Origin of the sequence: Vibrio sinensis (genome assembly GCF_003605645.1) — a bacterium.
In the GTDB taxonomy this organism is placed as follows: domain Bacteria; phylum Pseudomonadota; class Gammaproteobacteria; order Enterobacterales; family Vibrionaceae; genus Vibrio; species Vibrio sinensis.
This window is the reverse complement of sequence record NZ_QVMU01000003.1, coordinates 206,874-232,665: the sequence shown is the minus strand read 5'-3', so window position 1 is coordinate 232,665 and position 25,792 is coordinate 206,874. Positions and strand designations below refer to the sequence as shown.

Below are 25,792 nucleotides of genomic sequence, written 5' to 3'. Positions count from 1 at the left end.
TGAGGGTGTTGGTCAAAATCATTAACACCAGTACCCCAAACTTACTATCTAATAACAGCTGATGTGATACGGACAGGCTTGCTTTAGCTCGAGAGATTGAATGAATTAAATCTTGCTCAAAAAAAACCCACCGAATGGTGGGTTTTGTCTTAATGGAAGGATTTGTTATGCCAATTAAGTGGCGGCACTTGCTACCAGTACGGACTCATTAAATTCCATACGCGCCAGTTGGGCTTGTTCTGAAGCATTGCGTTTGTTGTCTTGTGCTTTCATTACATTGCCTAAAGCGGCCTGTAAGGCTTCTTGCAAGTCTTGAGGAATATGATGATCGGCAAAAGCTTCATCCAGAGAGTGCTCAAGTGCAAAGGCTCGAATACGTTTCTTCACACTAATAACAGCAGCCATAGCTTCACGCTCAAGCTCAGCCGCTTCTTGCGCAGCATCGCGGCTACGCTCAAAGCGTGCTAATGCCATGCCCTCAGCTGACCATGGGTCAATATCTGGGAGATCTTCAATATTGATTGTTGGCTCAACGTAATCTTCTTGATGACGTAAATCGTGACTGGTGGCACGAACCGCCGAGATCATCAGCATGACAGAAATACCAAGCAGAGGTAAACCACCGACGATCGCTGCCGTTTGTAGAGTACTCAACCCACCCATGAACATTAATACCGTTGGTAAGAATGATAGAGTGAATGCCCAGAACATACGGTTCCAGCGCATTGGCTCTTCAGTGACGTTGTTTTGTACTACTGACGCGAGAATGTATGAAATAGAGTCAAATGTTGTCGCGGTAAAAATAATACAAAGTACCGTAAACACAGCGATAACAGCTGTCCCCATAGGTAGAGCTTCAAGCATCGAGAATATAGCTTTGGTCGCCCCCTCACTATTGAGGATTCCTACTACATCGAGTTCGCCAGATAACTGTAGAGATAAACCGTAGTTACCCAAAATCATAAAGAATAAGAAACAGCCCAATGATCCGAAGAAAATAGAACCTGCGACCATCTGTTTAATTGTGCGACCACGAGAGATTCGAGCAACAAATAGTCCCATGCTTGGTGCAAATACTAACCACCATGCCCAGTAGAAAATGGTCCAATCTTGTGGGAAGTGGGTATCTTCAAACGAGCCATAGCCGCCGAATGGTTCAGCCCAAGTTGCCATGACAAAGAAATTAGACAGCATGCGGCCGATGGAATCTAAGCCCGTTTCTAGCATGAAAATAGTTGGACCTGCCGCTAATACGAACGCCAATAGCCCCATCGCACCCCAAAAGTTGATGTTACTGAGGATTTTGATGCCTTTCTCTAGGCCAGCGTAAGATGAATAAGCGAATATAGCAGTACACACCAACAATACGAGTACTTGGCTGAACGTGTTTTTAGGTAGACCGAATAAATAGTGAAGACCTTCACCAATCAGTGGTGCTGCGAGGCCTAAACTGGTCGCTGCGCCGCCTAAAAGACCAAAGATAAATAGAACATCGACAACTTTACCCCAAGCACCTTTACTGCGTTCTTCACCTAATACTGGCATTAACGCACTCGAAACTTTGAGAACAGGTTGTTTGCGTACATAGAAGAAGTAAGCAATAGGAAGAGCTGGAATCAAATAGATTGACCAAGCAATAGGACCCCAGTGGAAAATACCATAGGTTGCTGCCCATCTAACCGCTTCTTCACTGCCAGGTTCTAGTTGAAATGGTGGTGATTGGTAATAGTAAGCCCACTCAATACAGCCCCAGTAAAGAATACTAGCGCCGATACCGCCACAGAAAAGCATGGCTGCCCATGAGGCAGTGGTAAATTCAGGTTTCTCGTCGGCTTCACCAAGTTTGATTTGACCCATATCACTGAAGATAACGTAAATCATGAAAAATAGGGCGCTGATCCCTAGAGCCAGATAGAGAAAACCGAGTTTGTCGGTCATGAATGTTTTGGCGATAGCAATCCAATCTGCCCCTTGTTCAGGGAAAAGAATGAGAGGAATAACGATAGAAAGAAGTAAGGCGATTGCACCAAAAAAAGTAGGTTTATCAATCAGTGAAAACGAATTTTTCACAGTAAGCATCATCCATAATAAAATTTTTAACATTATGAAACAAATGTGACAGGCCAACAAATGACCCTATTTGTCGTAACGGAAAAAGTTTTTATTTACGTAATGAGGTGTGAAAAATGGATTCGATTAAATTAAGGCTAATAAAATTCCACCAACCGTTGCCGCTGCGGAAAGATATTGCCCAGCCGAATAGGATGAATCTTCTTCTTCGATGGTATCAGGGTGATCCATACCTAATGCTCCATGAGCAAAAGATTCCACCTTGTCGGAAACGGTTTTGTCCGCTTTGCTATTATGCTCAATCTCTTGAAGCGCACTGAGTAAGGCCTTACCTTCTTCAGAAAGAGTCACCGTGTTTTGTTCTACTTTAAGCGGTGTCGGACTGCTTGCTTCAGCAACGTTATTCGTGGCTTGAGGCTTGATAGATGGGCTCTGGGACAGCTTAGCTGATTCCAAACCGATAGGCGTCATAATGTTCTCCTTACTTCTTCCTCAGAGAGTATATCGACCACAAGTGATAAAACTTGTGTGAAATATGCGTATTTTTTATCAATATATCGTCACACTTAAAGTTACACCTATGTTGTTAACGCATCACATTCCTTAGGTGTATCGTACAATAACAATACTTAGGCAAAGATAAGCAAAAAACGCGCCCAAAAGAGCGCATAAATAATTAGAAGTTGAAATAAGTGTCAAAATCACAAAAGGAAACAGATTTATTCACAGCTAAGATCCGCATTTCTATGTCCTAGCGCTTTATATGCTTGCATTCTATTTTCCGCTTTGACGTAACGGATTGGAGGAGCAAGCACTTGTAATTGGTAATCTAGCGACGATGAAATTTCGGTTTTAGGTGTAATCACTGCTACCTTAAGATTTGGGTTTCTTCTGAGTATCGAAGTTTTTATGCCCAATCCATCTTCTACGTGGAATTTCCCCGCGATATGCAGTACTTGTTTATTCGGATGTATTTTGAGGTAATCCGTGATGCTTTCTGCCATGGTTTCATCCCAAGCCACTTGAGCTGAAAACTGACGATCAGTTTGCTCTGGCGAACCGTGGTGCATTGAAGCCATAAACTTCTCTTTGTAATCAGATGGGCCGATATCGACGTTTTTTGCCACATTGAGTCGTTGTTGTGGTGAAATTTTGTCTAAATACTCCAGCCCTTTACGTCCAATACACCGAACAATCGATTTCGGGGCGTTGGCAGCAATCACATCTTGTTGCTGCTGTTTGGCAAGTTCGATCAATGCACGATAGTCGCTTGAGTAATTTGGCCACGCGTTAGCTTGATTAATCAGTGTCTGCTCGCCAATATCCCCTTTTAAATAGTCATTTACGATCGATTGTTTATCACGAGCGAACTGTTCCATTGAAAGTGTTACTGAGGGATTTTGGTCGAGAAGTTGTTGAAAAAGATCGGTCTGGAAGCGGTGGATAGCGGAATGCGTATGCCATTCTCCGACAAGAATAACGTCTGCATCTACAAGGCGCTTAGGAAGTTCTGATAGAGCAATAGGCTCGCCTTGTGGGCTATAGAGTTGATAGTCATAGTAGTGTGTTACGGAGCGCGATGACGAAGTACATGCGCTTAATAGTAAGCAGATGAAAACAGAGAGAGTGCTTTTGAAGTTGAAGTGTCGGCGTATGAGATGGTTACGCCTGAAAAGTTTAAGCATGAAAGCCTCCATAAAGAACCGCAGAATAATGGAGGCTTGCTTAAAGTGCAATGCAAATAAGAATTATTATCTATTAATTTGCAGCATTCTTTTGGTAGATTCTCAACATGAAGTCAGCCTCACATTGAAACAGTGTAGCCGACTTCAATTGCTCGCGGAGTTCATCACTCGCTTTCCACGCAAATGGTGTCATCTGAAGTAAATCAAAACCGTCGCCATCAGTCAGATCCATCATGTAGTTCAATTGCTCTTGATGAACGAGACTGAAGCCTTCAATGGTTTCAGGTTCTTCACTGTGCAGTTGGACATCTTGATAAATACGCTCTTTAAGTTGGTACAGATGGCGGCCTGCAGGCGTGACTGTAATAACCAGTCCATCTTCTTTGATACAGCGTTCCAATTCTTCAGCTTTACACGGAGCGTAAATTCGCAAAATGGTATTTAAGCTTTGTGTAGCGAAAGGAAGACGGTGGCTTGATGCGACACTGAACTGGCAATTGTCATAGCGTTTAGCGGCAAAGCGAATCGCTATCTTAGCGATGTCTAGACCATATATCTGCGCATTTGGGCTTTTAGCGGTAACGTGCTGAGCTACTTCGTTGGTGTAGTAACCCTCACCACAGCCGATATCGAGCAGAGTAAACTCTTCACTTTCAATACCTTGCGCGCAGAGTTCAGCAACACGTTGTTGCATTGGTTGATAATGACCATTTTCAAGAAAACGACGTCGAGCTTGCATCATCTCTTTGCTATCACCTGGATCTTTCGAGCGCTTATGCTGTACAGGCATCAAATTGACGTAGCCTTCTTTGGCTAAATCAAAGACGTGATTATTTTCGCATCGGAAAGTACGCTCGGTAAAAGCGAGTGTCTGATGACATAGGGGACACAAGTAAGACATAAAGAACTCGGACAGAAAAATAGGCGGCAAAGTCTATCAAGAATCAATAGCAAGCAAAAGAGCCAGAATAGTTCTGGCTCCTGTTTATCGGGATTCGGGCATCGGTTATGCAGAAATCTCGGTAATCAATTGGTGGACTTCACCTGGTTGTAGGTTTTTGCCCTCTTCAATGCGCAGGGCATGCAATGTCGATTCAATACACATCATTGATAGGTAACCATCGTCAGTCATATCACTCATGCTTTGTGCACCTTGTTGCCAAGGGTTCCAAAGGACCGCGCTGTTATGACCATGATTTTCAATTGATAGAGTACGGTTTAACTTTGGATCGTTAAGCTTAATGAGGGCATCAGGCTTAGTATAAATGCGATCAATTGTATCGGTCAGAGTGAGAGTCTCACCACCCTGAACCAGTTGGCCGCCTTGTAAACTGTCAATATAATCGCTACCCATGCCGCTCATACTGATATCGCGTACATCACCGACATTAAGGTAAGTATGCAATGCGCCGGAAAATACCCATGGTTGGGTATCGGTGTTTTCACATTCAAGAGTAACTTTTAGAGAATCACCAATTTCGACAGTCAAACGGGCTGAAAATTGGTGTGGCCAAACGGAAAAAGTGGCTTCATTTGGCTGTAAACCAAGCACAACAATGACACCATGTTCATTTTCACGGTGTTCTACTAGTTCCCATTCTGCTGTGCGAGCAAAGCCATGTGCAGGGGCTGCAATGCGACCAAACCAAGGCCAACAAACCGGAATACCACCACGTAATGCTGCTTTTCCATCAAAGATGGCATTATCACTCATCCAGATCAAATCTTGCTGACCAGCTGGTTGGTAGGAGACAACGTGACCGCCATGTAAAGCAATTCCAGCGGTTGCTTTGTCATGGATGATGCGAACAATTTTAACTTGGTCTTGCTCAACAATAGTAACGTTGTCAGACAGTACGGTTAAAGCTGGGAGTGTAGTCAAGTTCATCGGATTATCCTTAATTGAAGAAATCACATTCAGTTAGTTGCTTATTAAAAACAACCAGATGAATGAAATTTGCTTGAAGTCATTTGGATACAATGAGCAAATGTAACCTTACAGGTACTAAAAAGGCGACTCAAGAGCCGCCTTTTTTACGATTTTTTCTCAAAGAAAAGTCTCGCTAAACGCTATCTAAGTGATAATTACTTAGAGATGTGAGCGATTAGGTCTAGAACTTTGTTTGAGTAACCGATTTCGTTGTCGTACCAAGATACAACTTTAACGAAGTTATCAGTTAGTGCGATACCAGCTGCTGCATCAAATACAGAAGTTTGAGTTTCGCCGATGAAGTCTTGAGAAACAACTGCATCTTCAGTGTAGCCTAGAACGCCTTTTAGTTCGCCTTCTGATGCTGCTTTCATAGCTGCACAGATAGCTTCGTAAGATGCGCCTTTCTCTAGGTTAACTGTTAGGTCAACTACAGATACGTTAGCAGTTGGTACGCGGAAAGCCATACCAGTTAGTTTGCCGTTTAGTTCTGGAAGAACAACGCCTACTGCTTTAGCTGCACCAGTTGAAGATGGGATGATGTTCTGAGAAGCACCACGGCCACCGCGCCAGTCTTTAGCTGAAGGACCATCTACAGTTTTTTGAGTTGCTGTAGTAGCGTGAACTGTAGTCATAAGGCCAGAAACGATACCGAAGTTGTCGTTTAGTACTTTAGCGATAGGAGCTAGACAGTTAGTAGTACAAGAAGCGTTAGAAACGATGTCTTGACCAGCGTAAGTTGCGTCGTTAACGCCCATTACGAACATTGGAGTCGCGTCTTTTGAAGGACCAGTTAGAACAACTTTCTTCGCGCCAGCAGTGATGTGCTTACGAGCAGTTGCGTCGTCTAGGAAAAGACCAGTTGCTTCAGCAACTACGTCAACACCGATTTCGTCCCATTTAAGATCTTCTGGGTTACGCTCAGCTGTTACACGTACAGTTTTACCGTTAACGATTAGGTTACCGTCTACTACTTCAACAGTACCGTTGAAACGGCCATGAGTTGAGTCGTATTTTAGCATGTAAGCCATGTATTCAACGTCGATTAGATCGTTAATACCTACAACTTCGATGTCAGCGCGCTCAACAGAAGCACGGAAAACGAAACGGCCGATACGGCCAAAGCCGTTAATACCTACTTTGATAGTCATTATAGTTGCTCCACAACTTAATTTCTGATTAAAGATAACTGGTAGTAAAATTACAGAATCCAGTAAACATCTGCAACAGATAATCGGACTTAACTTGTTTAAAGTCAAAAAAAACCGACGCTTTTTTTCACAATTAGTCGCAAATGATGATGTTTTGAGCGAATAACTGATTTTATACTAACCAATTGACGTAAAATAACTTAGAACTCTAAAGTATTGCTGCTATTTTACTCATACTACCATGCTCAAAAATGATGTGCTACAAAGAGAAATGTTCATTCGCTTTTAAAAAATAGAAAGAGAATAAATAGCTAGAAAAAGGAGAAGTAGACCCGTGGTTCAACAATCAAAAACTTCCATGAAGCCAGATAGTTACTGGCTTGAGCGCTTGTCGGAGGAAGAGTATAGAGTCTGTCGACAACAAGGAACCGAAGCGCCTTTTAGTGGAAAGCTATTACACAATAAGCAAACTGGAGAGTATCAATGTACTTGCTGTAATGCGGTTTTGTTCTCTTCGGACAACAAATACGATTCAGGTTGCGGCTGGCCTAGCTTTGATGCCCCTATAAATGAAAGGGCTTTACGCTATTTACAAGATCTGAGTCACGGAATGGTTCGAACAGAGATTCGATGTGCGACTTGTGACAGCCATGTCGGTCACGTTTTTCCTGATGGTCCGAAGACCACAGGAGAACGATTTTGTGTAAATTCAGTGTCGTTAACTTTCAACAATTTCGAAGAAAATGGTGATTAAATTACTGTTCTCTGTGTATAACTTTCAAAGAACATGATTTGAAATTCAATGATTAGTTCAACTGAACCAGCAGGTTACGGTTGTAATTCCCATTGGTTATCGCTGAGTAAACCTGCTGAGCAATATGGTCTAATTGTTGGTATTTTTCTTCTGGAAAACCGTAAAGCAGTTTGAAATTTGTATCGTCGGCTGTGGGCGCATCAAAACGTTTTGCAATGGTCGCCCATATATATGCTTTTTCTTTAGCGTCGATTCGGTAGTTAATGCTGGCAAGCGAAGTGATTACATCAACGTTGATCTCATTTGGATTGGAGAGCTCTAATGAACGATTCAGTAGCTCAATGGTTTTCAGTGGCTGACGGGTTGTGTAGAAGGTTGCCAGCGCGTATTGAAGCTCCGAAGTCTCTAATGTTGGTGATCCCTCCAATTGTAAGAAACGACGTTTTGCTTGATTATCACTGAGTTGAGTCCACAGAAAGTAGAGCACATCAGGTGAGCTTGATTGTTGCAATAGGGCAGTAATGCGCACCAACTCATCATTAGCATGAACGAGTGAAATAAAACGTTGCTCTTTACGTTTAGATTGTTCCAACGGTTTTATTTGAGCGGCCAATTCAAGACATTTTTTGTACTCAGCGACCAGTTGATATTCTTTCACAACCATGGCATCTGTTTGCTGTTGAAGAAGAGCAAAGCGATGCCAAACTAAATCTGTTCGGGGCACCCGACAACGTCCATCATCCATATTGAGAGATTCACAGCGCAAACTCGGGTTGTTAGCACAAAGCTCTTCTGTGTTTTTTCTGCTTTCAAAGCAGCCACTTAAAACCAGTGCAGCGCTCATGATAATGATAGTTTTTTGATAGTTCATATTGAGTATGCTTGTGATCACTTAGACTAATTCTTTGTTGTTTTCTTGACTCTATTGGTCAGCTCGTTATGTTCAGACAAAACAAGTTTACAAGGAAAGCAACATGGATGCAGAACAACTCATAAACGCTATTACACCAGAAGCCTATGAGCGTTTACTTTTTGCGGTTGAAACTGGTAAGTGGCCAGAGGGTACACCAATTTCGCAAGAGCAGCGAGATTCTTGCATGCAAGCTGTGATGCTGTATCAGTCAAAATATAATGATGATGCACAGCACATGAGTGTGGCAAAAGGCGGCGAAATTAGCTTTAAATCAAAGGCGGATTTCAAAAAACAATTCCAACCAGGACAAGAAGATATTGTTCGCGTGAACCCTAACCACGATGTATAGCCTGTTTTTAGATCGTTATTGAGTTTAAAAAGGTAGGTGAGCCACCTACCTTTTTATTACCTAAATATTTTGTAGTCTAACTATTGGGTATTGAGGATACTCGGCCATCGCTTAGCCCGATTAGCCGCAACACTTCTTGAATTTTTTACCACTACCACAAATGCAGGGATCGTTTCTGCCAACTTTTAGCTCTTTCACCGATTGAAGTAATCGAGGGTCTATCTCTTGTTGTTCTTCGGGGAAACGACCATCGATGTAGTACCATAGACCGTTTTCACGAACGAAACGGGAACACTCTTCAAGGCAGAATTGTTGTCCGTCTTGATTGAAATAGGCCTTGAATGTCACAAAGCCCTCACTTTCATTAGTGCCTGATCCTGTTGATATCACATCAAGTTTACACCAATCACTATTGGCAGACTCAGCGATTCCCTCACGCTCTAATTCAGCATGGCAACTTGGATGATAGGTATTAACGATAAAATCGACTAAGCGATGAACATGGGCGCTGTATCGAGCACGCATCAATTGCTCTGGTGTTATCGCTTTACTGTGATCAAGATGGATCGGTTCACAGCAGTGACTATAAAGTGTTGTTGAACCACATGGGCATGATGTCATGACGTTTCCATTAAACTCGCGGGTAAATTTTTGCTAAGTGTAAACTCAAGTTTTAAGAGGATCTAGTTTCTCTATCACTCAATGACGAGATGAGAGACTCACTCTATATGACGTGACAGGCTGTTGGTGACATTCGATTCTCCCCAATCACCGTATTTGTCTTAGGTGATTAGGGGAAGTGTCTACTAGTTATTGACGGTTAGCAGTTCAGCTGTCCATTTGACCGATAGGTTATAACACTCTGTTAGGGCGGCATCACTGATCTGAAGATCCCGACCGAGTGCTGAGACTGTGTTCCACTCAGCAAGCTCGTAGGCCTTGATCAGCATAAGTGCTTTACCAAGCACTCCTTTTTGCTCGGTGAGTGCGAGTTTAATCGACTCATCGATCGAAATTTCATCAACAATTTGAATCAGAGGGCGATCAAGTAAGCTATCCAACAAGGAAAACATTCCGGTTAAAAACGCTTGGCCTGATTCTAATTGGCCATCGATATGAGAAGTGATTAATTCACAAAATCGAGCTCGCTGAATCGATAAGCTGTATAGGTACTCAGGTTTTGAATCTTGTGTTGAAGCAAGTGACACCAAAGAGATGAACTTACGCAGGCGATCTTCACCTAAATAAATCAGTGCTTGCTTAAAAGATTGAATTTTAGTGATAACTGTCGATGAAGAGTTTACATAGCTGAGCAGTTTGTAAGACATCGAGACATCTTTGCTAATCAATTGCTCAATTGAGCGATAATCGATCTCTTCTTTTGATATTTCAACCAGCAACTGAACAATCGTAATGAACGATGGCTCTAAAGATTTACGTTGCAGCAATTCAGGCTTGCTAAAGAAATAGCCTTGGAAATAGTCAAAGCCTGCTAATTTAGCTTCTTCATATTCTTGATGTGTTTCTACTTTTTCAGCAATAAACTGAATGTTAGTCGAAGACAACGAATTGATAAACATGCCAGCTTTGGCAATGGAGATTGCTCGAATATCAAATTTGATTAGCGAAATATAGGGTAAAAACGCTTTCCACTCTTTACGAGGAACAAAGTCATCCAGAGCAATGGTATAGCCCAAGTTAGACATCTCACGAATCGCATCGAGTAGTTCCTGTGTTGGAGGACAATCTTCTAATACTTCGATGACTAAACTTTGCGCTGGAAATAAGGTAGGGACTTTGTTCACTAAGCTATCATAAGGGAAATTAACAAAGCCTAGTTTATCGCCAAGTGTATCGTAGTGCGTTGACAGAAAATGGTCGGAAAGGAGTCGACTGGTCGCAAGCTCAGGCTCAATTTCTGGGAATGTGTTATTAGGTCCGTCACGAAATAATAATTCATAACCAACGGTTTGCTTATCGCGATCTAAGATCGGTTGGCGAGCAATATAAGAGTATTTCAAAGTAGATCTCGAGCGAATAGTCTTAACGCAATGATATTAAATATAAAATCTATTACCTTGCGCTAGTTCAAACTAACTAAATAGATTGATTAAAAAATGGCCGTGTTTGTAAGTCGTAATTTGAGTCATTGACCACGAGAACCGAACCTTGTTGGTACCAATCCCCTAAGACAATGCGTGTCATAGGATGATTATTGATCTCAAAGGTATGAACGTCAGGGCGATGAGTGTGACCATGTATCATGAGATCGACCTGATGCGCTTCCATGACACGAATAACTTCGCTGGGAGTGACATCCATGATATCAAGAGATTTCATCTCTTTTTCATCACGAATACCGGATTGCACTTTTGCGACAATTTTCTTCTTAATAAACATCGGGATTTTATTAAAAACCCATTGTAGCCATGGCTGATGTACTTTGGCGCGAAACTCGAGGTATTGAGTGTCTTGAGTACACAGAGTGTCACCGTGTAATACGACCGCTTTTCGTCCATAGATATCGATGACGGTTTCATCACCAAGCAACTGGACACCAGTATATTTAGCGAAACGTTGCCCAACGAGGAAGTCACGATTGCCTTGAGTAAAGAAGCAAGGTACACCGGATGCAACTAGCGTTTTAAACTCATTTTTAATCAATAAAGCAAATTCAGAACGGTCTTCATCACCAATCCAAAACTCGAATAAATCACCGAGTACATAAAGTGCATCGGCATGAATGGCTTCATTACGCATGAACTGTACGAAACATGCTGTGATGTCTTGAGTGTTTGGGGAGAGGTGTAAATCTGATATAAATAATGTCGTCATAAGTTTTTTAAATGGAGAGTGTAAAAACACTCTCCAAACAATCTATTATTCTTCGATTGTAGTACCAGTGATGATCACGTCATCTAGTGGTACATCTTGGTGCATACCGTATGAACCAGTGCTCACGCCTTTAATCTGGTTAACAATATCCATACCCTCAACAACTTCTGCGAATACACAGTAACCCCAACCATCTAGACTTTCGCTACGGAAATCTAGGAATGTATTGTTGTTAACGTTAATGAAGAACTGAGAACTTGCTGAATGCGGTTCCATTGTACGCGCCATTGCTAGCGTGCCAACTTTGTTGCTTAGACCGTTGTTTGCTTCATTTTTGATTGTTGCACGGCTTGCTTTCTCACGAAGGCCAGATTCCATGCCACCACCTTGAATCATGAACCCGTCGATAACACGGTGGAAAATTGTGTTGTCGTAGAAACCATCGCGGCAGTATTGCAGAAAGTTTGCAGCTGTTTCTGGTGCTTTTTCTTCGTTCAGTTGAACTTTGATGTCACCAAAATTAGTGTGAAGGATGATCATGATATTTCCTTAAACAGTGTTTTTTTATCTGAATCTCGGATTCTATCTCAACTTCTATGAAGTTTATATGCACAAAATGGTAGAAAGCCGCGATCTTGCGAGGTTTATGTGTTCTTTTTGTTGATGTTGGGATTACCTATATCAGGATCACTTGATATAATCATTCTCTATTTTGTTTCACTTAAGATTAGATAGAGATCATGTTGAAGATATATAACACACTCACAAGACAGAAAGAGGAATTCAAACCAATCAATGCTGGGAAGATCGGCATGTATGTCTGTGGGGTAACCATCTACGATCTCTGTCATATTGGTCATGGTCGTACTTTTGTTTCTTTTGACGTAGTGTCTCGCTACCTACGTTACCTTGGCTATGATTTAACATTCGTACGCAATATCACAGATATCGACGATAAAATTATCAAGCGCGCGAATGAAAACGGTGAGAGCTGTGATTCTCTTACTGAGCGTCTTATTGGTGAAATGCACGCGGATTTTGATGCGTTAAACATGAAACGCCCTGATGTTGAACCTCGTGCAACTGAATACATCTCTGAGATTATTGATCTTGTAGAGCGTCTTATTGAGCGTGACTTTGCTTATGTTGCTAGCAATGGCGACGTAATGTTTGAAGTGAAAAAGTTTGATGAATACGGCAAGCTGTCTAAGCAGGATCTCGATCAACTGCAAGCAGGTGCGCGTGTTGATATTGAATCAGCGAAACGTAGCCCGTTAGACTTTGTTTTGTGGAAGATGTCAAAACCGGGTGAACCTACATGGGAATCACCATGGGGTGCAGGTCGTCCAGGTTGGCATATCGAATGTTCTGCTATGAACTCTTCTATTCTTGGTAACCACTTCGATATCCATGGTGGTGGTTCAGATCTACAATTCCCACACCACGAAAATGAAATTGCACAATCATGCTGCGCACACGGTACTCAATACGTGAATACTTGGATGCACAGCGGTATGGTTATGGTAGATAGAGAGAAAATGTCTAAGTCTTTAGGCAATTTCTTTACCATTCGCGATGTACTTCAACACTACGATGCTGAAACGGTTCGCTACTTCCTAATGTCTGGTCACTACCGTAGTCAGCTAAACTACAGCGAAGAGAACTTGAATCAGGCTCGCGCTTCTCTTGAGCGTCTTTACACGTCACTTCGTGGCTTGGATTTGAGCGCTTCTCCAGCTGGTGGTGAGGAATACGTTACTCGTTTCGCGGAAGCAATGAATGACGACTTCAACACACCAGAAGCTTACTCTGTATTGTTTGATATGGCGCGTGAAGTCAATCGCCTGAAAACCAGTAATATAGAAAAAGCAAGTTCGCTAGGTGCGCTAATGCGCGAATTGGCAGATGTGATTGGTATTCTTCACCAAGATCCAGAAACATTCCTTAAAGGTGATGCTGGTACAGACAACGAAGTCGCTGAAATTGAAGCGTTAATTAAGTTACGTAATGACTCTCGTGCAGCAAAAGATTGGGCTAACGCCGACGTTGCTCGTGACCGATTGAACGAAATGGGTATTGAGCTAGAAGATGGTGCTGAAGGTACAACCTGGCGTCGCAAATAAGGCTCTACGTCCTTCTTGATGTTGTAGCGTTGTTGACTGCACTCGAAAACCTCATCACATAGTGAACCTATGCTCAGAGGTTTTTCTTCCTAGTCGCCTAGCTATAACGTCAATAAGTTATTGGATGGACCATCATTTTTAAAGGGGCTGATTTGTCAGCCCTTTTTTCTACCAAATTTATTATTTTTACAGGAATATCTCTGTGGCACAGATGTACTTCTATTACTCCGCAATGAATGCGGGTAAATCAACCACCCTTCTACAATCTTCTTTTAATTATCAAGAACGTGGTATGAATCCGCTGATATTTACCGCGGCACTCGATGACCGTTACGGTATTGGTAAGGTAAGTTCACGAATTGGACTACAATCGGATGCACAGCTTTTTAATGCGAGCTCAGATCTCTATCAAGAAATTTTAGCCTTGAATGAATTGGAAAAACGTCACTGTATCTTGATTGATGAATGCCAATTTCTGTCTAAGCAGCAGGTATATCAATTAACAGAAGTGGTTGATAAGTTGCATATTCCAGTGCTTTGTTACGGTTTACGAACTGACTTTTTAGGTGAGCTTTTTGAGGGGAGTAAGTATCTACTTTCTTGGGCTGATAAACTGGTCGAGCTAAAGACAATTTGTCATTGTGGGCGTAAAGCCAATATGGTGATTCGTACGGATGAACACGGAGAAGCAATTAAAGAGGGTGATCAAGTGGCGATTGGTGGTAACGATCGATATGTTTCTGTTTGCCGTCAGCATTACAAAGAAGCGTTAGGTAAATAATCCTAGATAGTTTCTTTATTGTAATAGCTAAAATTGCAGCAACAAAAAACGGAGCATAAGCTCCGTTTTTTGTTGCTTGCGCTAATCAGAGATTAACGAGCACGGAAGACGATGCGACCTTTAGTTAGATCGTATGGAGTCATCTCTACAGTTACTTTGTCACCAGTAAGAATACGGATGTAGTTCTTACGCATTTTGCCGGAGATGTGAGCAGTAACTACGTGGCCATTTTCTAGTTCAACACGAAACATTGTGTTTGGAAGAGTATCAAGGACTGTACCTTGCAACTCAATTACGTCTTCTTTAGCCATTTATTCCTCTTTTCAAAATGACAATTCCAACCGACATATGCGCGTCGATTAAAATGAATTATATAAAGTTGGCCGTATTCTACCCTTGCCAACGCTGATTTACTAGCCTTTGATGGCGTTGAAAGCGGACTTTGTAGTTCATAGCGGCACATTCATCGATCTGATAGCCCAAGTAAAGCCATTGTTTTCCTTGTTGCTGGCAATATTCCAATTGGAAAAGGACTGCAAGCGTGCCAAGGGATAATTCGTGACTTGGGTCATAAAAGGTATAAAAGGCACTCGCACTATTTGAAAGAACATCGGTGACGGCAATCGCAATCAAACGGTTATTATCATAGATGTGCAAATATTGAGTATTTAGCCATGAACAATGAGCAAATTGTGAAAATTCGCGTCTTTTCGGCGGAAACATACTGCCATTTTGATGACGAGAACAAATGTAATCTTCATAGAGATCAAACCAATTCTCATCCATTTCTTGTTTCAATTCCCAATGAAGATGTTGAGCTTTTGAACGGATTCTTTTTTGGCTTTTTGATGGTATAAAATTAGGTACGGAAACACGTAGAGCTTGGCATGCAGAACAGTGCTCACAAGCAGGTTTATAGATAGTATCTCCGCTACGCCGAAACCCATTTGCGAGCAATACTTCATAGCTTGATGAGCAATGCATCGTCGGTTCTAAAGCGACAGCCACGCGCTCTTTTTCTGTTGTCAGGTAGCTACAAGGATGTTCATCGGTAAACCCAATCCGAATTTGTTGCAGATCCGAGCTCATGTTATTCCTCATTGTTTGGCGTTAACCACTGCGAATTATAGCAATTTTCTTTAATATTCAGCTTCTTTAAAGATAGCAGGCTTTCAAGGAAATCATCACGATTTAGCTCTTGTGCTCCAAGAGATTCAAGATGAGAGTTCATCACCTGACAATCGATGAGTTGACCACCATGAGCATAAAAATGTTCACAAAAATGCCAGAGTGCAATTTTTGAAGCATTGGTTTCGATGCTAAACATTGACTCACCACAAAATAATGCGCCGACACTGACACCGTATAAACCGCCAATTAGTTGCCCATGTTGCCATACCTCAACAGAATGGCAATGTCCAAGCCGGGCAAGTTGTTTGTAGGCAGCGCGCATATCATCATTGATCCAAGTCTCTTCTTCAGGTCTTAATGAAGCACAAAGGTCGATGACTTTATCCGTCGCGTGGTTAATGCTAACTTGGTATTGATTTTTTCTTTGAAATTTTTGAAGACTTTTTGCCGGTTTGAATGTCTTAGGATCAAACACTGCGCGTGGTGATGGACTCCACCATAAGATGGGTTCACCCGGGCCATACCATGGAAAAATGCCGTTTTGATAGGCAAATCGCAGTCGAGTAGGCGAGAGGTCGCCGCCAAAGGCGAGCAAACCATTAGGATCGGCCAAAGCTTCTTTTGGAGCGGGAAACCAACAGTCGTTATCTAACTCAGTTAAGTAAATTGCCATAATGGGAGAGCATTAAAATGAAAAAGTGGTTATGGATGTTATTAATTTTCCCGCTGTTTGCCAATGCTGCATATCAGAGAAATCAAGCTCGCCCCGTTAATGAGGTGGTATTTGGCCAAGTTGATACGGTGAGATACATCACTCAGCAAGATATCGTAAGGTCAAAAGGCTCAGGCTGGGAAACATTATTAGGTGCAGTGGTCGGTGGTGTTGTTGGCCATCAATTTGGTGGCGGAACGGGAAAAGAGGTCGCCACCGCAGTCGGAGCCGTAGCCGGAGCTGGCATCGCAAGAAATCAGGCGAATCAAGAATATCAAGTTGAGTATCGATTAGTCGAAATATTAATTAAAACAGAGCAAGGAAAGCTCATTGATGTCATACAAGACGTAGACAATACCATGTTGTTTTCAGCTGGCGATCGTGTACGTATTCTATATTTTGATGATGGTGTTCGAGTAGATAAAGAATACTGATGATAGGGGGAGTGACAGGCTTTTTTTTTCTGTGATCTTGGTAGCCTCTAGTTTTACGTCGTAATTTTGGGTAGTCTGCCAGTACGAAAAATTTTCAACGCTCTTGTAGGAAGCGAGAGTGTGCAAGGAATGTCAGTTTAAATGGAAAGCCTTACATTACAACCCATCAATAAAGTCGATGGTGAGGTTAACTTACCCGGCTCTAAAAGTGTGTCAAATCGTGTATTACTATTGGCTGCCTTGGCTAATGGGACAACTCGCCTAACGAATTTACTTGATAGTGATGATATCCGTCACATGCTAAATGCACTGAGTCAACTTGGTGTTCAGTACACACTATCAGCAGATAAAACTGAGTGTGAAGTTCAAGGTTTAGGCGGTGCATTTTCTACAGCAGAACCAATTGAACTTTTCTTAGGTAATGCCGGAACTGCGATGCGTCCATTGGCTGCGGCGTTATGTTTAGGTCGAGGTGAGTTTTTGTTAACAGGTGAACCGCGTATGAAAGAGCGTCCAATTGGACATCTTGTTGATGCGTTGCGTCAGGCCGGAGCAAAAATTGAATATCTTGAAAACACCAATTACCCACCTTTGAAAATTTCAGGAACCGGGTTAAAAGGTGGCACAGTAGAAATAGATGGATCGATTTCTAGTCAGTTTTTAACGGCGTTTTTAATGTCAGCACCTCTCGCGCAAGATGATGTGACGATTAAGATTGTTGGTGACTTAGTTTCTAAACCTTATATCGATATTACGTTACATATTATGGCGCAATTTGGTGTTGTCGTAGAAAATCGTAATTATCAAGAATTTGTCGTTAAAGCCGGCCAACAGTACATTGCACCTGGTGATTTTTTAGTTGAGGGCGATGCTTCATCAGCTTCTTACTTTTTAGCAGCTGCCGCTATTAAAGGTGGCTCGATTAAAGTGACGGGTATCGGTAAAAACAGCATTCAAGGTGATATTCAGTTTGCTGACGCGATTGAAAAAATGGGTGCAGAAATTGAGTGGGGTGATGATTACGTTATTTCACGAGTAGGTCAATTGAATGCCGTAGATATGGATTTCAATCATATTCCTGATGCTGCAATGACCATAGCGACGACCGCACTGTTTGCAAAAGGGGTGACGTCGATTCGCAACGTTTACAACTGGCGAGTAAAAGAGACTGATCGCTTATCTGCGATGGCAACAGAGTTAAGAAAAGTGGGGGCAATCGTCGAAGAGGGTGAAGACTATATTACGATTACGCCTCCAGAGACGTTAACTCATGCCGCGATTGATACTTATGATGACCATCGTATGGCAATGTGTTTCTCATTGGTTGCATTGAGCAATACACCGGTCACCATCAATGACCCTAAGTGTACCTCAAAAACATTCCCAGACTATTTTGAAAAATTGGCGATGTTGAGCCACGATTAGCCTATCAAAATGAGACAAGCGTAAAAATGAAAGCCTTGGTTAGAACCCAAGGCTTTTTGGTGATCAGGGTGTTCAATCGATTGAGTATCGTTCTATTTCTTTATCGTGAACTCTTTAGATAAATGATGAGCAAGGTATTTAAACATATTGAATACCGCCGTTGTCTGCGCTGTCGGCAGCCCATTGTCGTCTAAAAAGTAATGACCTTTGAAAACCAATACTTCATCTTTTTCATCTACGCTGTCAGCGCGCATGTCTTCGATGTAATCATCATGGTCTTGAATAATGTGGTTAGCGATCAACAACAACTCAAGTTCTGAAATTTCTTTTTTATCGCTCATGATTTCCTGCTTACATTCTTGCTAGTTAAGAGAGAAAAATGCTCTTTTTTATCAGTAATCGTGATTGTAATAGCTCTTGTTTGATTCTCCAATGATTGAAATAGCTTAAGCGCCTAGATGGACAGCAGTTACGCTAAATTATTTTTTTCAACGTGGCGTGCAGCAAAGAGAAAAACACCACCTCAAAATGGCTATTTGAGCCCTTAAAATGACGATTTGAGCGTCTTGTAAGTTATTGATTTTTCTTTTGTTATTTTTGTGGAAAATCAACATCTTAAGGTGGTAGTCTTCGACGAGACTAAGGAGCCAGTATGATATACACCAAACAAACCTTTTCAGGTCATGATTTTTCAGGCCAGGATTTACAGCAAGCCGTCTTTGAACAATGCAGTTTTTTTGATTGCAAATTTGATCGGGCTGATTTGAGAGAAAGCCAATTTAATGAGTGTCGATTCATTGAATCGCAATCAATTGAGGGATGCAGTTTTCGATATACTAACTTGAAAGATGCCAGTTTTAACCACTGTATGCTGGCCATGTGTTGCTTTATTGGCGCAGATTGTTTTGGTATTGAAATTCGCCAGTCCGATTTAAAAGGAGCAAATTTTCAACAGGCCAATTTTTCCAATAGAGTGAGTCACCAAGTGTTTTTCTGCTCTGCATACATCAATGGGTGTAATTTAAGCTATACCAATTTTGAGAGAGTGAACTTAGAAAAATGTGAGCTGTTTGAAAATCGTTGGAATGGAGCGAATTTATCTGGTGCAAGTTTTAAAGGTTCAGACTTGTCTCGTGGGGAGTTTTCACCAGAACAGTGGGGAACGTTTAATCTCGAACAGTCAGATCTCACTCATGTTGAGTTAGAAGGATTAGATTTGCGCCGTGTCTCTTTATTTGGAGTGAAAATTTGCGATTGGCAGCAGGAGCAGCTCCTTGCTCCATTTGGTTTAATTGTCTTACCCTAATGAGCCCGATGATTTTGAAGTGGCTGAGGTTTATCCTGCTGTTTCAAAGAACGAGCAACAGTTTTCGACATTTCATTTTTTGTTGAGTTGCAGAACGGCGCTATTGAAAGTGTTTTGTGACCGGCTACATAAAACTGCTTAGTTTTCTGGCAGATCAACGATTACGGCGTTTAGTATGTGGCCCTTCATGAATTGATGAATTGTCGACCAGTCAAAAGTTAATTTAAAAAAAGATATTGATCTTCTTGTAATCTGCCTCGATAGTAAAAAAAGAAGCAATATTTTAAGTATGTCGTGCTATAAGTGCGCAACAGCGATTAAAGGACATTTGAGTCAACTATGGGTAAGTCACTCGTTATTGTGGAGTCGCCAGCCAAGGCCAAGACCATCAATAAATATTTGGGCAAGGACTTTATTGTTAAGTCCAGTGTCGGCCACGTGCGTGATCTGCCTACGGCAGGCCAAAGCACAGGCCAAAAAGCGGCAGCGGTATCTACCAAAGATTTAAGCGCAGAAGAAAAAGCACGTATCAAGAAAGAAAAAGATCGTAAAGCGCTAATCAAAAAAATGGGTATCGATCCTTACCACGGCTGGGAGGCGAACTACCAAATTCTGCCTGGCAAAGAAAAAGTCGTGGCAGAACTGCAAAAATTGGCAGAAGACGCAGACCACGTTTATCTCGCAACCGATTTGGACCGCGAAGGAGAAGCCATCGCTTGGCACCTTCGTGAGATCATCGGCGGCGATGAAGAGCGATACAAACGCGTTGTGTTTAATGAAATTACCAAAAATGCAATCCAGCAAGCTTTCCAAAACCCTGGTGAGTTGAGCATGGATGGCGTTAATGCCCAGCAAGCACGTCGTTTTATGGACCGTGTCGTTGGCTTTATGGTTTCGCCATTGTTGTGGAAAAAAGTCGCGAGAGGCTTATCAGCTGGACGTGTTCAATCAGTAGCGGTGAAGCTACTTGTTGAGCGTGAGCGCGAAATCAAAGCTTTTATCCCTGAAGAATTCTGGGATATCCACGCAAATACGAAGACACCAAGCAACATTGATTTCCGTTTGCAAGTAGCACAGAAACAAGGTGTTGCTTTTAAACCTGTTAATGAGGCTGAAACTCAAGTCGCACTCGCAGCTCTAGAGAAAGCGAGCTATGAAGTATGTAAACGTGAAGATCGCCCAACATCAAGTAAGCCATCTGCTCCGTTTATTACTTCCACGTTGCAACAAGCAGCAAGTACACGCTTAGGCTATGGTGTGAAAAAGACCATGATGCTTGCTCAGCGCTTGTATGAGGCGGGTTACATCACTTACATGCGTACTGATTCGACCAACTTGAGTTCAGAGGCTGTAGAGGCGTTACGCGGCTATATTGGTTCAGAGTTTGGCGAAGCTTACTTGCCAGAAAAACCAGTTTTTTACGGTAGCAAAGAAGGTGCTCAAGAAGCGCACGAAGCAATTCGTCCTTCTGACGTGGCAGTAAAAGCGGATGATCTGCAAAGTATGGAAGCTGATGCTCATAAATTGTATTCATTAATTTGGAATCAATTTGTGGCTTGTCAAATGACAGCAGCGCAATACGACTCAACTACGGTAAGCGTGAAAGCGGCGGAATATACGCTAAAAGCGAAAGGCCGAATCTTGAAATTTGACGGTTGGACTCGTGTTCAACGTCCGATGGGTAAAAATGAAGACCAAATTCTGCCAGCGGTTCAAGTTGGCGATAAAATTGATTTGGTAGAATTGGATCCTAAACAGCATTTCACTAAGCCACCGGCACGCTTCACAGAAGCTGCGTTGGTTAAAGAATTGGAAAAACGCGGAATTGGTCGTCCGTCTACGTACGCTTCGATCATTTCAACTATCCAAGATCGTGGTTATGTAAAAGTTGAGCAACGTCGTTTCTATGCAGAAAAGATGGGCGAAATTGTGACGGATCGTCTCGATGGTAGCTTCAATGACTTGATGAACTATGACTTTACGGCTCGTATGGAAGCGAAGCTTGACCAAGTTGCGGTTGGTGATGCGAATTGGAAATCGGTATTGGATAATTTCTTTGCTGATTTCACGACAGATCTTGAAACGGCTGAGCAAGAAGAAGACTTGGGCGGAATGAAGCCAAATCATATCGTATATACCGATATTGAGTGTCCGACTTGTTCACGTCATATGGGGATCCGTACCGCATCAACTGGCGTATTTTTAGGATGTTCGGGTTATGCTCTGCCACCAAAAGAGCGTTGCAAGACCACGATTAACCTAGGTGATGAAGAAGGCATCATCAATGTTCTTGAAGAAGACGTTGAGACTGCAGCATTACGAGCGAAGAAACGTTGTCCTATCTGTGAAACAGCGATGGACGCGTACCTAATCGATGATAAACGCAAACTTCACGTATGTGGTAACAACCCTAACTGTGAAGGTTACGTAGTCGAATTTGGTGAGTACAAAGTAAAAGGCTATGACGGTCCAGTTGTCGAGTGTGACAAATGTGGGTCAGACATGGTTTTGAAAAATGGTCGCTTTGGTAAATACATGGATTGCACTAGCGAAACATGTAAGAACACTCGTAAGATTCTAAAAAATGGCGAAGTCGCTCCTCCAAAAGAAGAGCCGGTTCATCTACCAGAATTACCGTGTGAAAAATCTGAAGCTTACTTTGTATTACGTGATGGTGCATCGGGTCTATTCTTAGCTGCAAGTACTTTCCCTAAATCGCGTGAAACACGAGCGCCTTTAGTTGAAGAACTGGTACGTTTTAAAGACCGTATTTCACCGAAGTTTTTCTATTTGACTGATGCCCCACAGCACGACCCAGATGGTCTGCCTATGGTGGTTCGCTTTAGTCGTAAGTCAAAAGAAAATTATGTTCGCTCTGAAGTCGATGGAAAGCCAACGGGTTATACCGCGTTGTTTGTCGATGGTAAGTGGGAAATTACAGATAAGCGTAAAAAATCTGCGAAATAGTGGATTGTAAGTTACCAAAAAAGCAGCGATTTCGCTGCTTTTTTTGTTTCTAGGAGATATGGAAGCGTTTTTATGTTGCGGTGAGGTAATCAGATTTGTCGCTACATGACTACCTTATGAGTCATAAAAATGAAATCGATCTAAATTATGATTGTGAAACAATCAACAACACGACTTTAGTCGCAATAATGTTCTGTGTTTGTTAATTCTTCGTGTTGTTAGATTGCGGTAGTGTGAGCTAGGTCAGGGCGTTGAAAAGTAACTCATGTCCGTTTGATGGTATAGCATATTTTAAATTGTAATCTGGGATGGATACGATAGTTTACCAGCAGCGACTTGCATATATTTACAATAATAGCAGGGAGCGAAAGATGATCGGGGGAGCTTCAGTTTGAAGCATTGGTCATCGGCGTTAGCACAGGATTCGGCTAACGAATAAAGATAATGGTGAGTTGCAATGACTTATCAACGACAAAAATATAATGGAGAAAATTAATGGCTGGTGTTTTAGGAATGATTCTTGCTGGTGGGGAAGGTTCTCGATTGAGACCTCTAACTGAGTCTCGAAGCAAACCATCCGTTCCCTTTGGCGGGAGTTATAGGCTTATTGACTTCGCGTTAAACAATTTTGTTAATGCCGACCTAATGAGAATCTACGTTCTCACTCAATTTAAATCACAATCGTTATTCCACCATCTCAAAAAAGGTTGGAATATAAATGGTATTACCGATCGGTTTATTGATCCTATTCCAGCACAGATGCGCACAGGTAAGCGTTGGTATGAAGGTACCGCTGATGCTATTTACCAAAATCTTCGCTTTATGCAGTTATCTGAGCCGGAACATGTGTGTATTTTTGGTTCTGATCACATCTATAAAATGGACATCAAGCAGATGCTTGATTTTCACAAAGATAAAGAAGCCTCATTGACGGTATCTGCATTGCGTATGCCTTTGTCTGAAGCGTCAGAGTTTGGCGTGATTGAAGTCGATGCGGACGGTCGAATGATCGGTTTTGAAGAAAAACCAGCGAATCCGAAATCAATCCCAGGTGACCCGAATTTTGCTCTTGTTTCAATGGGTAACTACGTGTTTGAAGCGTCAGCGCTGTTCTCGGAATTGATAGAAGATTCCGATAACGAAGAATCTTCTCATGACTTCGGAAAAGATATCATTCCAAAAATGTTCCCTCGTGGTGATGTGTTTGTCTATGACTTTAGTACCAACCGCATTACTGGAGAGAGAGAAGAGGTTTATTGGAGAGATGTTGGTACGATCGATGCGTACTGGCAAGCTCATATGGATCTTCTTGCTGAAGATGCACCGTTTTCGCTCTATAACCGCAAATGGCCTCTACATACGTATTACCCACCTTTACCACCCGCGACCTTTACTGATTCATCTAACGGGCGAGTTCAAATTATCGACAGTTTAGTATGTAATGGCAGTTTCGTTCGTGGATCTCGTATTGAGAAATCGGTATTGGGATTCCGCAGCAATATCGCTTCTGCTTGTGACATTAGTGAGAGTATTTTACTCGGTGACGTTAAAGTCGGTGATGGTTGTGTATTACGCAGAGTCATCATTGATAAAGATGCCGATATTGCACCGGGCACTCAAATTGGTGTAAACCTACAAGAAGATCGTAAGAAGTACCATGTTTCAGACGATGGTATTGTTGTTATTCCGAAAGGAGCAAAAGTTGGTTACTAAAGATTTGTCGATTCTCTTTGTGGCATCGGAAGTCGAGGGATTAATCAAGAGCGGTGGTTTGGCAGATGTGGCGCAAGCATTACCGAAAGCGCTGCTCGGTTTGAATCAAGATGTTCGTATTGCAATGCCTGCTTACAGCAAAATAGCGGGTATTGAACAAGCGACGGTGGTTTTATCGACCACTCTTGAGCATTGGCCTCATACTGAATACCAAGTGCGAGAGCTTAGTGTTGTTGGAGTGACTGTTTATGCAATTGAATGTGCTCAATTTTTTGACCGTTCTGAAATGTATGCTGAAAACAACGTAGCGTATGCAGATAATGGCGCTCGTTTTTCGTTTTTTAGTGCTGCAAGCTTGGATATGTTGCCGAAACTTGGTTTCCAGCCTCAGATAGTTCATGCGAATGATTGGCATACGGGGTTTATCCCATTTTTGTTGAATCATCGTTATGGTGAACATGCTTTTTATCAAGGGATGAAAAGTGTGCTATCTATTCATAATGCGGTATTCAAAGGCTTATTTAGCTACGATGAAGTTCAATCGTTACCAGAGTTTCATTCATATTATGTTCCTGATGCAGCGGTGAGTCCGTCTCATGTCACCATGCTGAAGGCGGGCGTCATGAATGCCAGTAAAATTAACGCTGTGAGTCCTACCTATGCGCAGGAGCTTACAACGGAGCTGGGCAGTCATGGAATGGGGAAATATTTTTCCCAGCGAGCGCACGATCTAGTCGGTATTTTGAACGGATGCGATTATTCATCTTGGAACCCGACGACGGATCTTTCTTTGCCTCAGACATACAAAGCTGAAGCGAAAAGTATGCAAGAGGGCAAGCAAGCATGTAAGCGTGCATTGCAAGAGAGAGCGGGGCTAGAAGTTAAGGATACTGCCATGTATGGCATGGTATGTCGCTTAACGAATCAAAAAGGCATCCACTACTTGTTGCCTATTTTGGCGGATTTTTTGAAGCATGATGTTCAAATCGTTATTGTTGGAACTGGCGACCCATCGCTGGCTTCGCAGTTACGCGTCATAGCGTCCCAATTTCCGCACAAATTTGCATTTCTTGAAGCTTATGACAATGATTTAGCGCACTTGGTGGAAGCAGGTTCCGACTTCTTTTTAATGCCGTCAGAATTTGAACCATGTGGGCTAAACCAAATCTATAGTATGGCCTATGGAACATTACCTATCGTGAGAGCTGTAGGTGGTTTGAAAGATAGTGTGGTGGATTATGATACCAACTCTGATTTAGCGACGGGATTCATTTTCCATGAGCCAGAACCTTATGCTCTTTTGCTCGTGATGCAGCGGTCGTTATTGCTGTATTTACAATACCCAGAAGAAATTGAGCGACTCAAGCTCTTTGCGATGCAACAGAACTTCTCTTGGAGCACCGCGGCGCAAGAGTATCTCTCTTTGTATTACGCCGCATTAGATGCATAGGATGTGAACAGATAGACGCCTTCGGGCGTCTTTTTTAATTATATTTACATTTTTTTGTCTACC

Annotated in this window: 25 protein-coding genes; 10 read left to right on the top strand and 15 right to left on the bottom strand. The window is 42.2% G+C overall.

Annotation, left to right across the window (positions count from 1 at the left end; genetic code table 11):
- Positions 1-174: 174 nt before the first annotated feature.
- The 6 genes from DZ860_RS06060 to gap form a co-directional block, all read right to left on the bottom strand.
- A complete protein-coding gene (locus tag DZ860_RS06060) occupies positions 175-2,070 on the bottom strand; it encodes a BCCT family transporter (RefSeq protein WP_120030097.1) in 1,896 nt (631 codons plus the stop codon).
- Between the two features lie 126 nt (positions 2,071-2,196).
- Positions 2,197-2,541 carry a hypothetical protein gene (locus DZ860_RS06055; protein ID WP_120030023.1) on the bottom strand — a complete coding sequence of 115 codons (345 nt, stop codon included), beginning with the start codon at positions 2,539-2,541 and terminating at the stop codon, positions 2,197-2,199.
- Positions 2,542-2,789: 248 nt separating this feature from the next.
- Positions 2,790-3,755, bottom strand: coding sequence for a ChaN family lipoprotein (locus DZ860_RS06050; protein WP_120030022.1), 966 nt, complete (start codon positions 3,753-3,755; stop codon positions 2,790-2,792).
- Positions 3,756-3,828: 73 nt separating this feature from the next.
- Complete coding sequence (gene rlmA, locus DZ860_RS06045) at positions 3,829-4,656, bottom strand: 23S rRNA (guanine(745)-N(1))-methyltransferase (protein ID WP_120030021.1); 828 nt, start codon at positions 4,654-4,656, stop codon at positions 3,829-3,831.
- A 105-nt stretch (positions 4,657-4,761) separates the two neighbouring features.
- Positions 4,762-5,643 carry a D-hexose-6-phosphate mutarotase gene (locus tag DZ860_RS06040; RefSeq protein ID WP_120030020.1) on the bottom strand — a complete coding sequence of 294 codons (882 nt, stop codon included), beginning with the start codon at positions 5,641-5,643 and terminating at the stop codon, positions 4,762-4,764.
- A gap of 197 nt (positions 5,644-5,840) precedes the next feature.
- Positions 5,841-6,836, bottom strand: a complete 996-nt coding sequence (gene gap / locus DZ860_RS06035) for a type I glyceraldehyde-3-phosphate dehydrogenase (RefSeq protein ID WP_120030019.1) — start codon at positions 6,834-6,836, stop codon at positions 5,841-5,843.
- Positions 6,837-7,194: 358 nt separating this feature from the next.
- Between gap and msrB the strand changes: the two genes are divergently transcribed.
- Positions 7,195-7,590 (top strand): peptide-methionine (R)-S-oxide reductase MsrB, encoded by a 396-nt coding sequence (msrB, locus tag DZ860_RS06030; protein ID WP_120030096.1) that lies wholly within the window; start codon positions 7,195-7,197, stop codon positions 7,588-7,590.
- A 52-nt stretch (positions 7,591-7,642) separates the two neighbouring features.
- Here msrB and DZ860_RS06025 read toward each other — a convergent pair whose 3' ends face one another.
- The gene (locus DZ860_RS06025) at positions 7,643-8,461 is read right to left on the bottom strand and encodes a DUF2989 domain-containing protein (protein ID WP_120030018.1); all 819 of its coding nucleotides are present in this window, start codon (positions 8,459-8,461) and stop codon (positions 7,643-7,645) included.
- A 103-nt stretch (positions 8,462-8,564) separates the two neighbouring features.
- On the opposite strand from DZ860_RS06025, the gene DZ860_RS06020 reads away from it, so the two are divergent.
- Positions 8,565-8,852, top strand: coding sequence for a YeaC family protein (locus tag DZ860_RS06020; protein WP_120030017.1), 288 nt, complete (start codon positions 8,565-8,567; stop codon positions 8,850-8,852).
- Between the two features lie 120 nt (positions 8,853-8,972).
- On the opposite strand, the gene DZ860_RS06015 is transcribed toward DZ860_RS06020, so the two are convergent.
- The 4 genes from DZ860_RS06015 to DZ860_RS06000 form a co-directional block, all read right to left on the bottom strand.
- The gene (locus tag DZ860_RS06015) at positions 8,973-9,473 is read right to left on the bottom strand and encodes a YchJ family protein (protein ID WP_120030016.1); all 501 of its coding nucleotides are present in this window, start codon (positions 9,471-9,473) and stop codon (positions 8,973-8,975) included.
- 185 nt (positions 9,474-9,658) lie between these two features.
- A complete protein-coding gene (locus DZ860_RS06010) occupies positions 9,659-10,873 on the bottom strand; it encodes an EAL and HDOD domain-containing protein (protein WP_120030015.1) in 1,215 nt (404 codons plus the stop codon).
- A 76-nt stretch (positions 10,874-10,949) separates the two neighbouring features.
- Positions 10,950-11,687, bottom strand: coding sequence for a UDP-2,3-diacylglucosamine diphosphatase (gene lpxH / locus DZ860_RS06005; protein ID WP_120030014.1), 738 nt, complete (start codon positions 11,685-11,687; stop codon positions 10,950-10,952).
- Between the two features lie 45 nt (positions 11,688-11,732).
- The gene (locus tag DZ860_RS06000; RefSeq protein ID WP_120030013.1) at positions 11,733-12,227 is read right to left on the bottom strand and encodes a peptidylprolyl isomerase; all 495 of its coding nucleotides are present in this window, start codon (positions 12,225-12,227) and stop codon (positions 11,733-11,735) included.
- Positions 12,228-12,427: 200 nt separating this feature from the next.
- Between DZ860_RS06000 and cysS the strand changes: the two genes are divergently transcribed.
- Positions 12,428-13,810 carry a cysteine--tRNA ligase gene (cysS, locus tag DZ860_RS05995; protein ID WP_120030012.1) on the top strand — a complete coding sequence of 461 codons (1,383 nt, stop codon included), beginning with the start codon at positions 12,428-12,430 and terminating at the stop codon, positions 13,808-13,810.
- Positions 13,811-14,012: 202 nt separating this feature from the next.
- Positions 14,013-14,591, top strand: coding sequence for a thymidine kinase (locus DZ860_RS05990; RefSeq protein WP_120030011.1), 579 nt, complete (start codon positions 14,013-14,015; stop codon positions 14,589-14,591).
- A gap of 92 nt (positions 14,592-14,683) precedes the next feature.
- On the opposite strand, the gene infA is transcribed toward DZ860_RS05990, so the two are convergent.
- The 3 genes from infA to aat all read right to left on the bottom strand — a co-directional run bounded on the left by infA (position 14,684) and on the right by aat (position 16,395).
- Positions 14,684-14,902: a translation initiation factor IF-1 gene (gene infA / locus DZ860_RS05985; protein ID WP_120030010.1), complete on the bottom strand. Its 219-nt coding sequence runs from the start codon at positions 14,900-14,902 to the stop codon at positions 14,684-14,686.
- Between the two features lie 79 nt (positions 14,903-14,981).
- Positions 14,982-15,680 (bottom strand): arginyltransferase, encoded by a 699-nt coding sequence (locus DZ860_RS05980; RefSeq protein ID WP_120030009.1) that lies wholly within the window; start codon positions 15,678-15,680, stop codon positions 14,982-14,984.
- A gap of 1 nt (position 15,681) precedes the next feature.
- Positions 15,682-16,395, bottom strand: coding sequence for a leucyl/phenylalanyl-tRNA--protein transferase (gene aat / locus DZ860_RS05975; protein ID WP_120030008.1), 714 nt, complete (start codon positions 16,393-16,395; stop codon positions 15,682-15,684).
- Positions 16,396-16,412: 17 nt separating this feature from the next.
- On the opposite strand from aat, the gene DZ860_RS05970 reads away from it, so the two are divergent.
- Together DZ860_RS05970 and aroA are read left to right on the top strand one after the other, a co-directional pair.
- Complete coding sequence (locus DZ860_RS05970) at positions 16,413-16,868, top strand: glycine zipper 2TM domain-containing protein (RefSeq protein WP_120030007.1); 456 nt, start codon at positions 16,413-16,415, stop codon at positions 16,866-16,868.
- A 141-nt stretch (positions 16,869-17,009) separates the two neighbouring features.
- Positions 17,010-18,293, top strand: coding sequence for a 3-phosphoshikimate 1-carboxyvinyltransferase (gene aroA, locus DZ860_RS05965; RefSeq protein WP_120030006.1), 1,284 nt, complete (start codon positions 17,010-17,012; stop codon positions 18,291-18,293).
- Between the two features lie 92 nt (positions 18,294-18,385).
- On the opposite strand, the gene DZ860_RS05960 is transcribed toward aroA, so the two are convergent.
- Positions 18,386-18,634, bottom strand: a complete 249-nt coding sequence (locus DZ860_RS05960; protein WP_120030005.1) for a DUF2498 family protein — start codon at positions 18,632-18,634, stop codon at positions 18,386-18,388.
- A 311-nt stretch (positions 18,635-18,945) separates the two neighbouring features.
- Here DZ860_RS05960 and DZ860_RS05955 point away from each other — a divergent pair, with 311 nt between their 5' ends.
- The 4 genes from DZ860_RS05955 to glgA all read left to right on the top strand — a co-directional run bounded on the left by DZ860_RS05955 (position 18,946) and on the right by glgA (position 25,729).
- The gene (locus DZ860_RS05955; protein ID WP_120030004.1) at positions 18,946-19,599 is read left to right on the top strand and encodes a Qnr family pentapeptide repeat protein; all 654 of its coding nucleotides are present in this window, start codon (positions 18,946-18,948) and stop codon (positions 19,597-19,599) included.
- Positions 19,600-19,938: 339 nt separating this feature from the next.
- Positions 19,939-22,566, top strand: coding sequence for a type I DNA topoisomerase (gene topA / locus DZ860_RS05950; RefSeq protein WP_120030003.1), 2,628 nt, complete (start codon positions 19,939-19,941; stop codon positions 22,564-22,566).
- 495 nt (positions 22,567-23,061) lie between these two features.
- Complete coding sequence (gene glgC / locus DZ860_RS05945) at positions 23,062-24,279, top strand: glucose-1-phosphate adenylyltransferase (protein WP_120030002.1); 1,218 nt, start codon at positions 23,062-23,064, stop codon at positions 24,277-24,279.
- The gene (gene glgA, locus DZ860_RS05940) at positions 24,269-25,729 is read left to right on the top strand and encodes a glycogen synthase GlgA (protein ID WP_120030001.1); all 1,461 of its coding nucleotides are present in this window, start codon (positions 24,269-24,271) and stop codon (positions 25,727-25,729) included. Before glgC ends, glgA begins: the two co-directional genes overlap by 11 nt.
- Positions 25,730-25,792 lie beyond the last annotated feature (63 nt).

Bases quoted from the DNA above. Each gene is read 5' to 3' on its own strand.
- DZ860_RS06055 (WP_120030023.1), bottom strand. From the start codon at position 2,541: ATGACGCCTATCGGTTTGGAATCAGCTAAGCTGTCCCAGAGCCCATCT.
- DZ860_RS06050 (WP_120030022.1), bottom strand. From the start codon at position 3,755: ATGCTTAAACTTTTCAGGCGTAACCATCTCATACGCCGACACTTCAAC.
- rlmA (WP_120030021.1), bottom strand. From the start codon at position 4,656: ATGTCTTACTTGTGTCCCCTATGTCATCAGACACTCGCTTTTACCGAG.
- DZ860_RS06040 (WP_120030020.1), bottom strand. From the start codon at position 5,643: ATGAACTTGACTACACTCCCAGCTTTAACCGTACTGTCTGACAACGTT.
- gap (WP_120030019.1), bottom strand. From the start codon at position 6,836: ATGACTATCAAAGTAGGTATTAACGGCTTTGGCCGTATCGGCCGTTTC.
- msrB (WP_120030096.1), top strand. From the start codon at position 7,195: ATGAAGCCAGATAGTTACTGGCTTGAGCGCTTGTCGGAGGAAGAGTAT.
- DZ860_RS06025 (WP_120030018.1), bottom strand. From the start codon at position 8,461: ATGAACTATCAAAAAACTATCATTATCATGAGCGCTGCACTGGTTTTA.
- DZ860_RS06020 (WP_120030017.1), top strand. From the start codon at position 8,565: ATGGATGCAGAACAACTCATAAACGCTATTACACCAGAAGCCTATGAG.
- DZ860_RS06015 (WP_120030016.1), bottom strand. From the start codon at position 9,473: ATGACATCATGCCCATGTGGTTCAACAACACTTTATAGTCACTGCTGT.
- lpxH (WP_120030014.1), bottom strand. From the start codon at position 11,687: ATGACGACATTATTTATATCAGATTTACACCTCTCCCCAAACACTCAA.
- DZ860_RS06000 (WP_120030013.1), bottom strand. From the start codon at position 12,227: ATGATCATCCTTCACACTAATTTTGGTGACATCAAAGTTCAACTGAAC.
- cysS (WP_120030012.1), top strand. From the start codon at position 12,428: ATGTTGAAGATATATAACACACTCACAAGACAGAAAGAGGAATTCAAA.
- infA (WP_120030010.1), bottom strand. From the start codon at position 14,902: ATGGCTAAAGAAGACGTAATTGAGTTGCAAGGTACAGTCCTTGATACT.
- DZ860_RS05980 (WP_120030009.1), bottom strand. From the start codon at position 15,680: ATGAGCTCGGATCTGCAACAAATTCGGATTGGGTTTACCGATGAACAT.
- aat (WP_120030008.1), bottom strand. From the start codon at position 16,395: ATGGCAATTTACTTAACTGAGTTAGATAACGACTGTTGGTTTCCCGCT.
- DZ860_RS05970 (WP_120030007.1), top strand. From the start codon at position 16,413: ATGAAAAAGTGGTTATGGATGTTATTAATTTTCCCGCTGTTTGCCAAT.
- aroA (WP_120030006.1), top strand. From the start codon at position 17,010: ATGGAAAGCCTTACATTACAACCCATCAATAAAGTCGATGGTGAGGTT.
- DZ860_RS05960 (WP_120030005.1), bottom strand. From the start codon at position 18,634: ATGAGCGATAAAAAAGAAATTTCAGAACTTGAGTTGTTGTTGATCGCT.
- DZ860_RS05955 (WP_120030004.1), top strand. From the start codon at position 18,946: ATGATATACACCAAACAAACCTTTTCAGGTCATGATTTTTCAGGCCAG.
- topA (WP_120030003.1), top strand. From the start codon at position 19,939: ATGGGTAAGTCACTCGTTATTGTGGAGTCGCCAGCCAAGGCCAAGACC.
- glgC (WP_120030002.1), top strand. From the start codon at position 23,062: ATGGCTGGTGTTTTAGGAATGATTCTTGCTGGTGGGGAAGGTTCTCGA.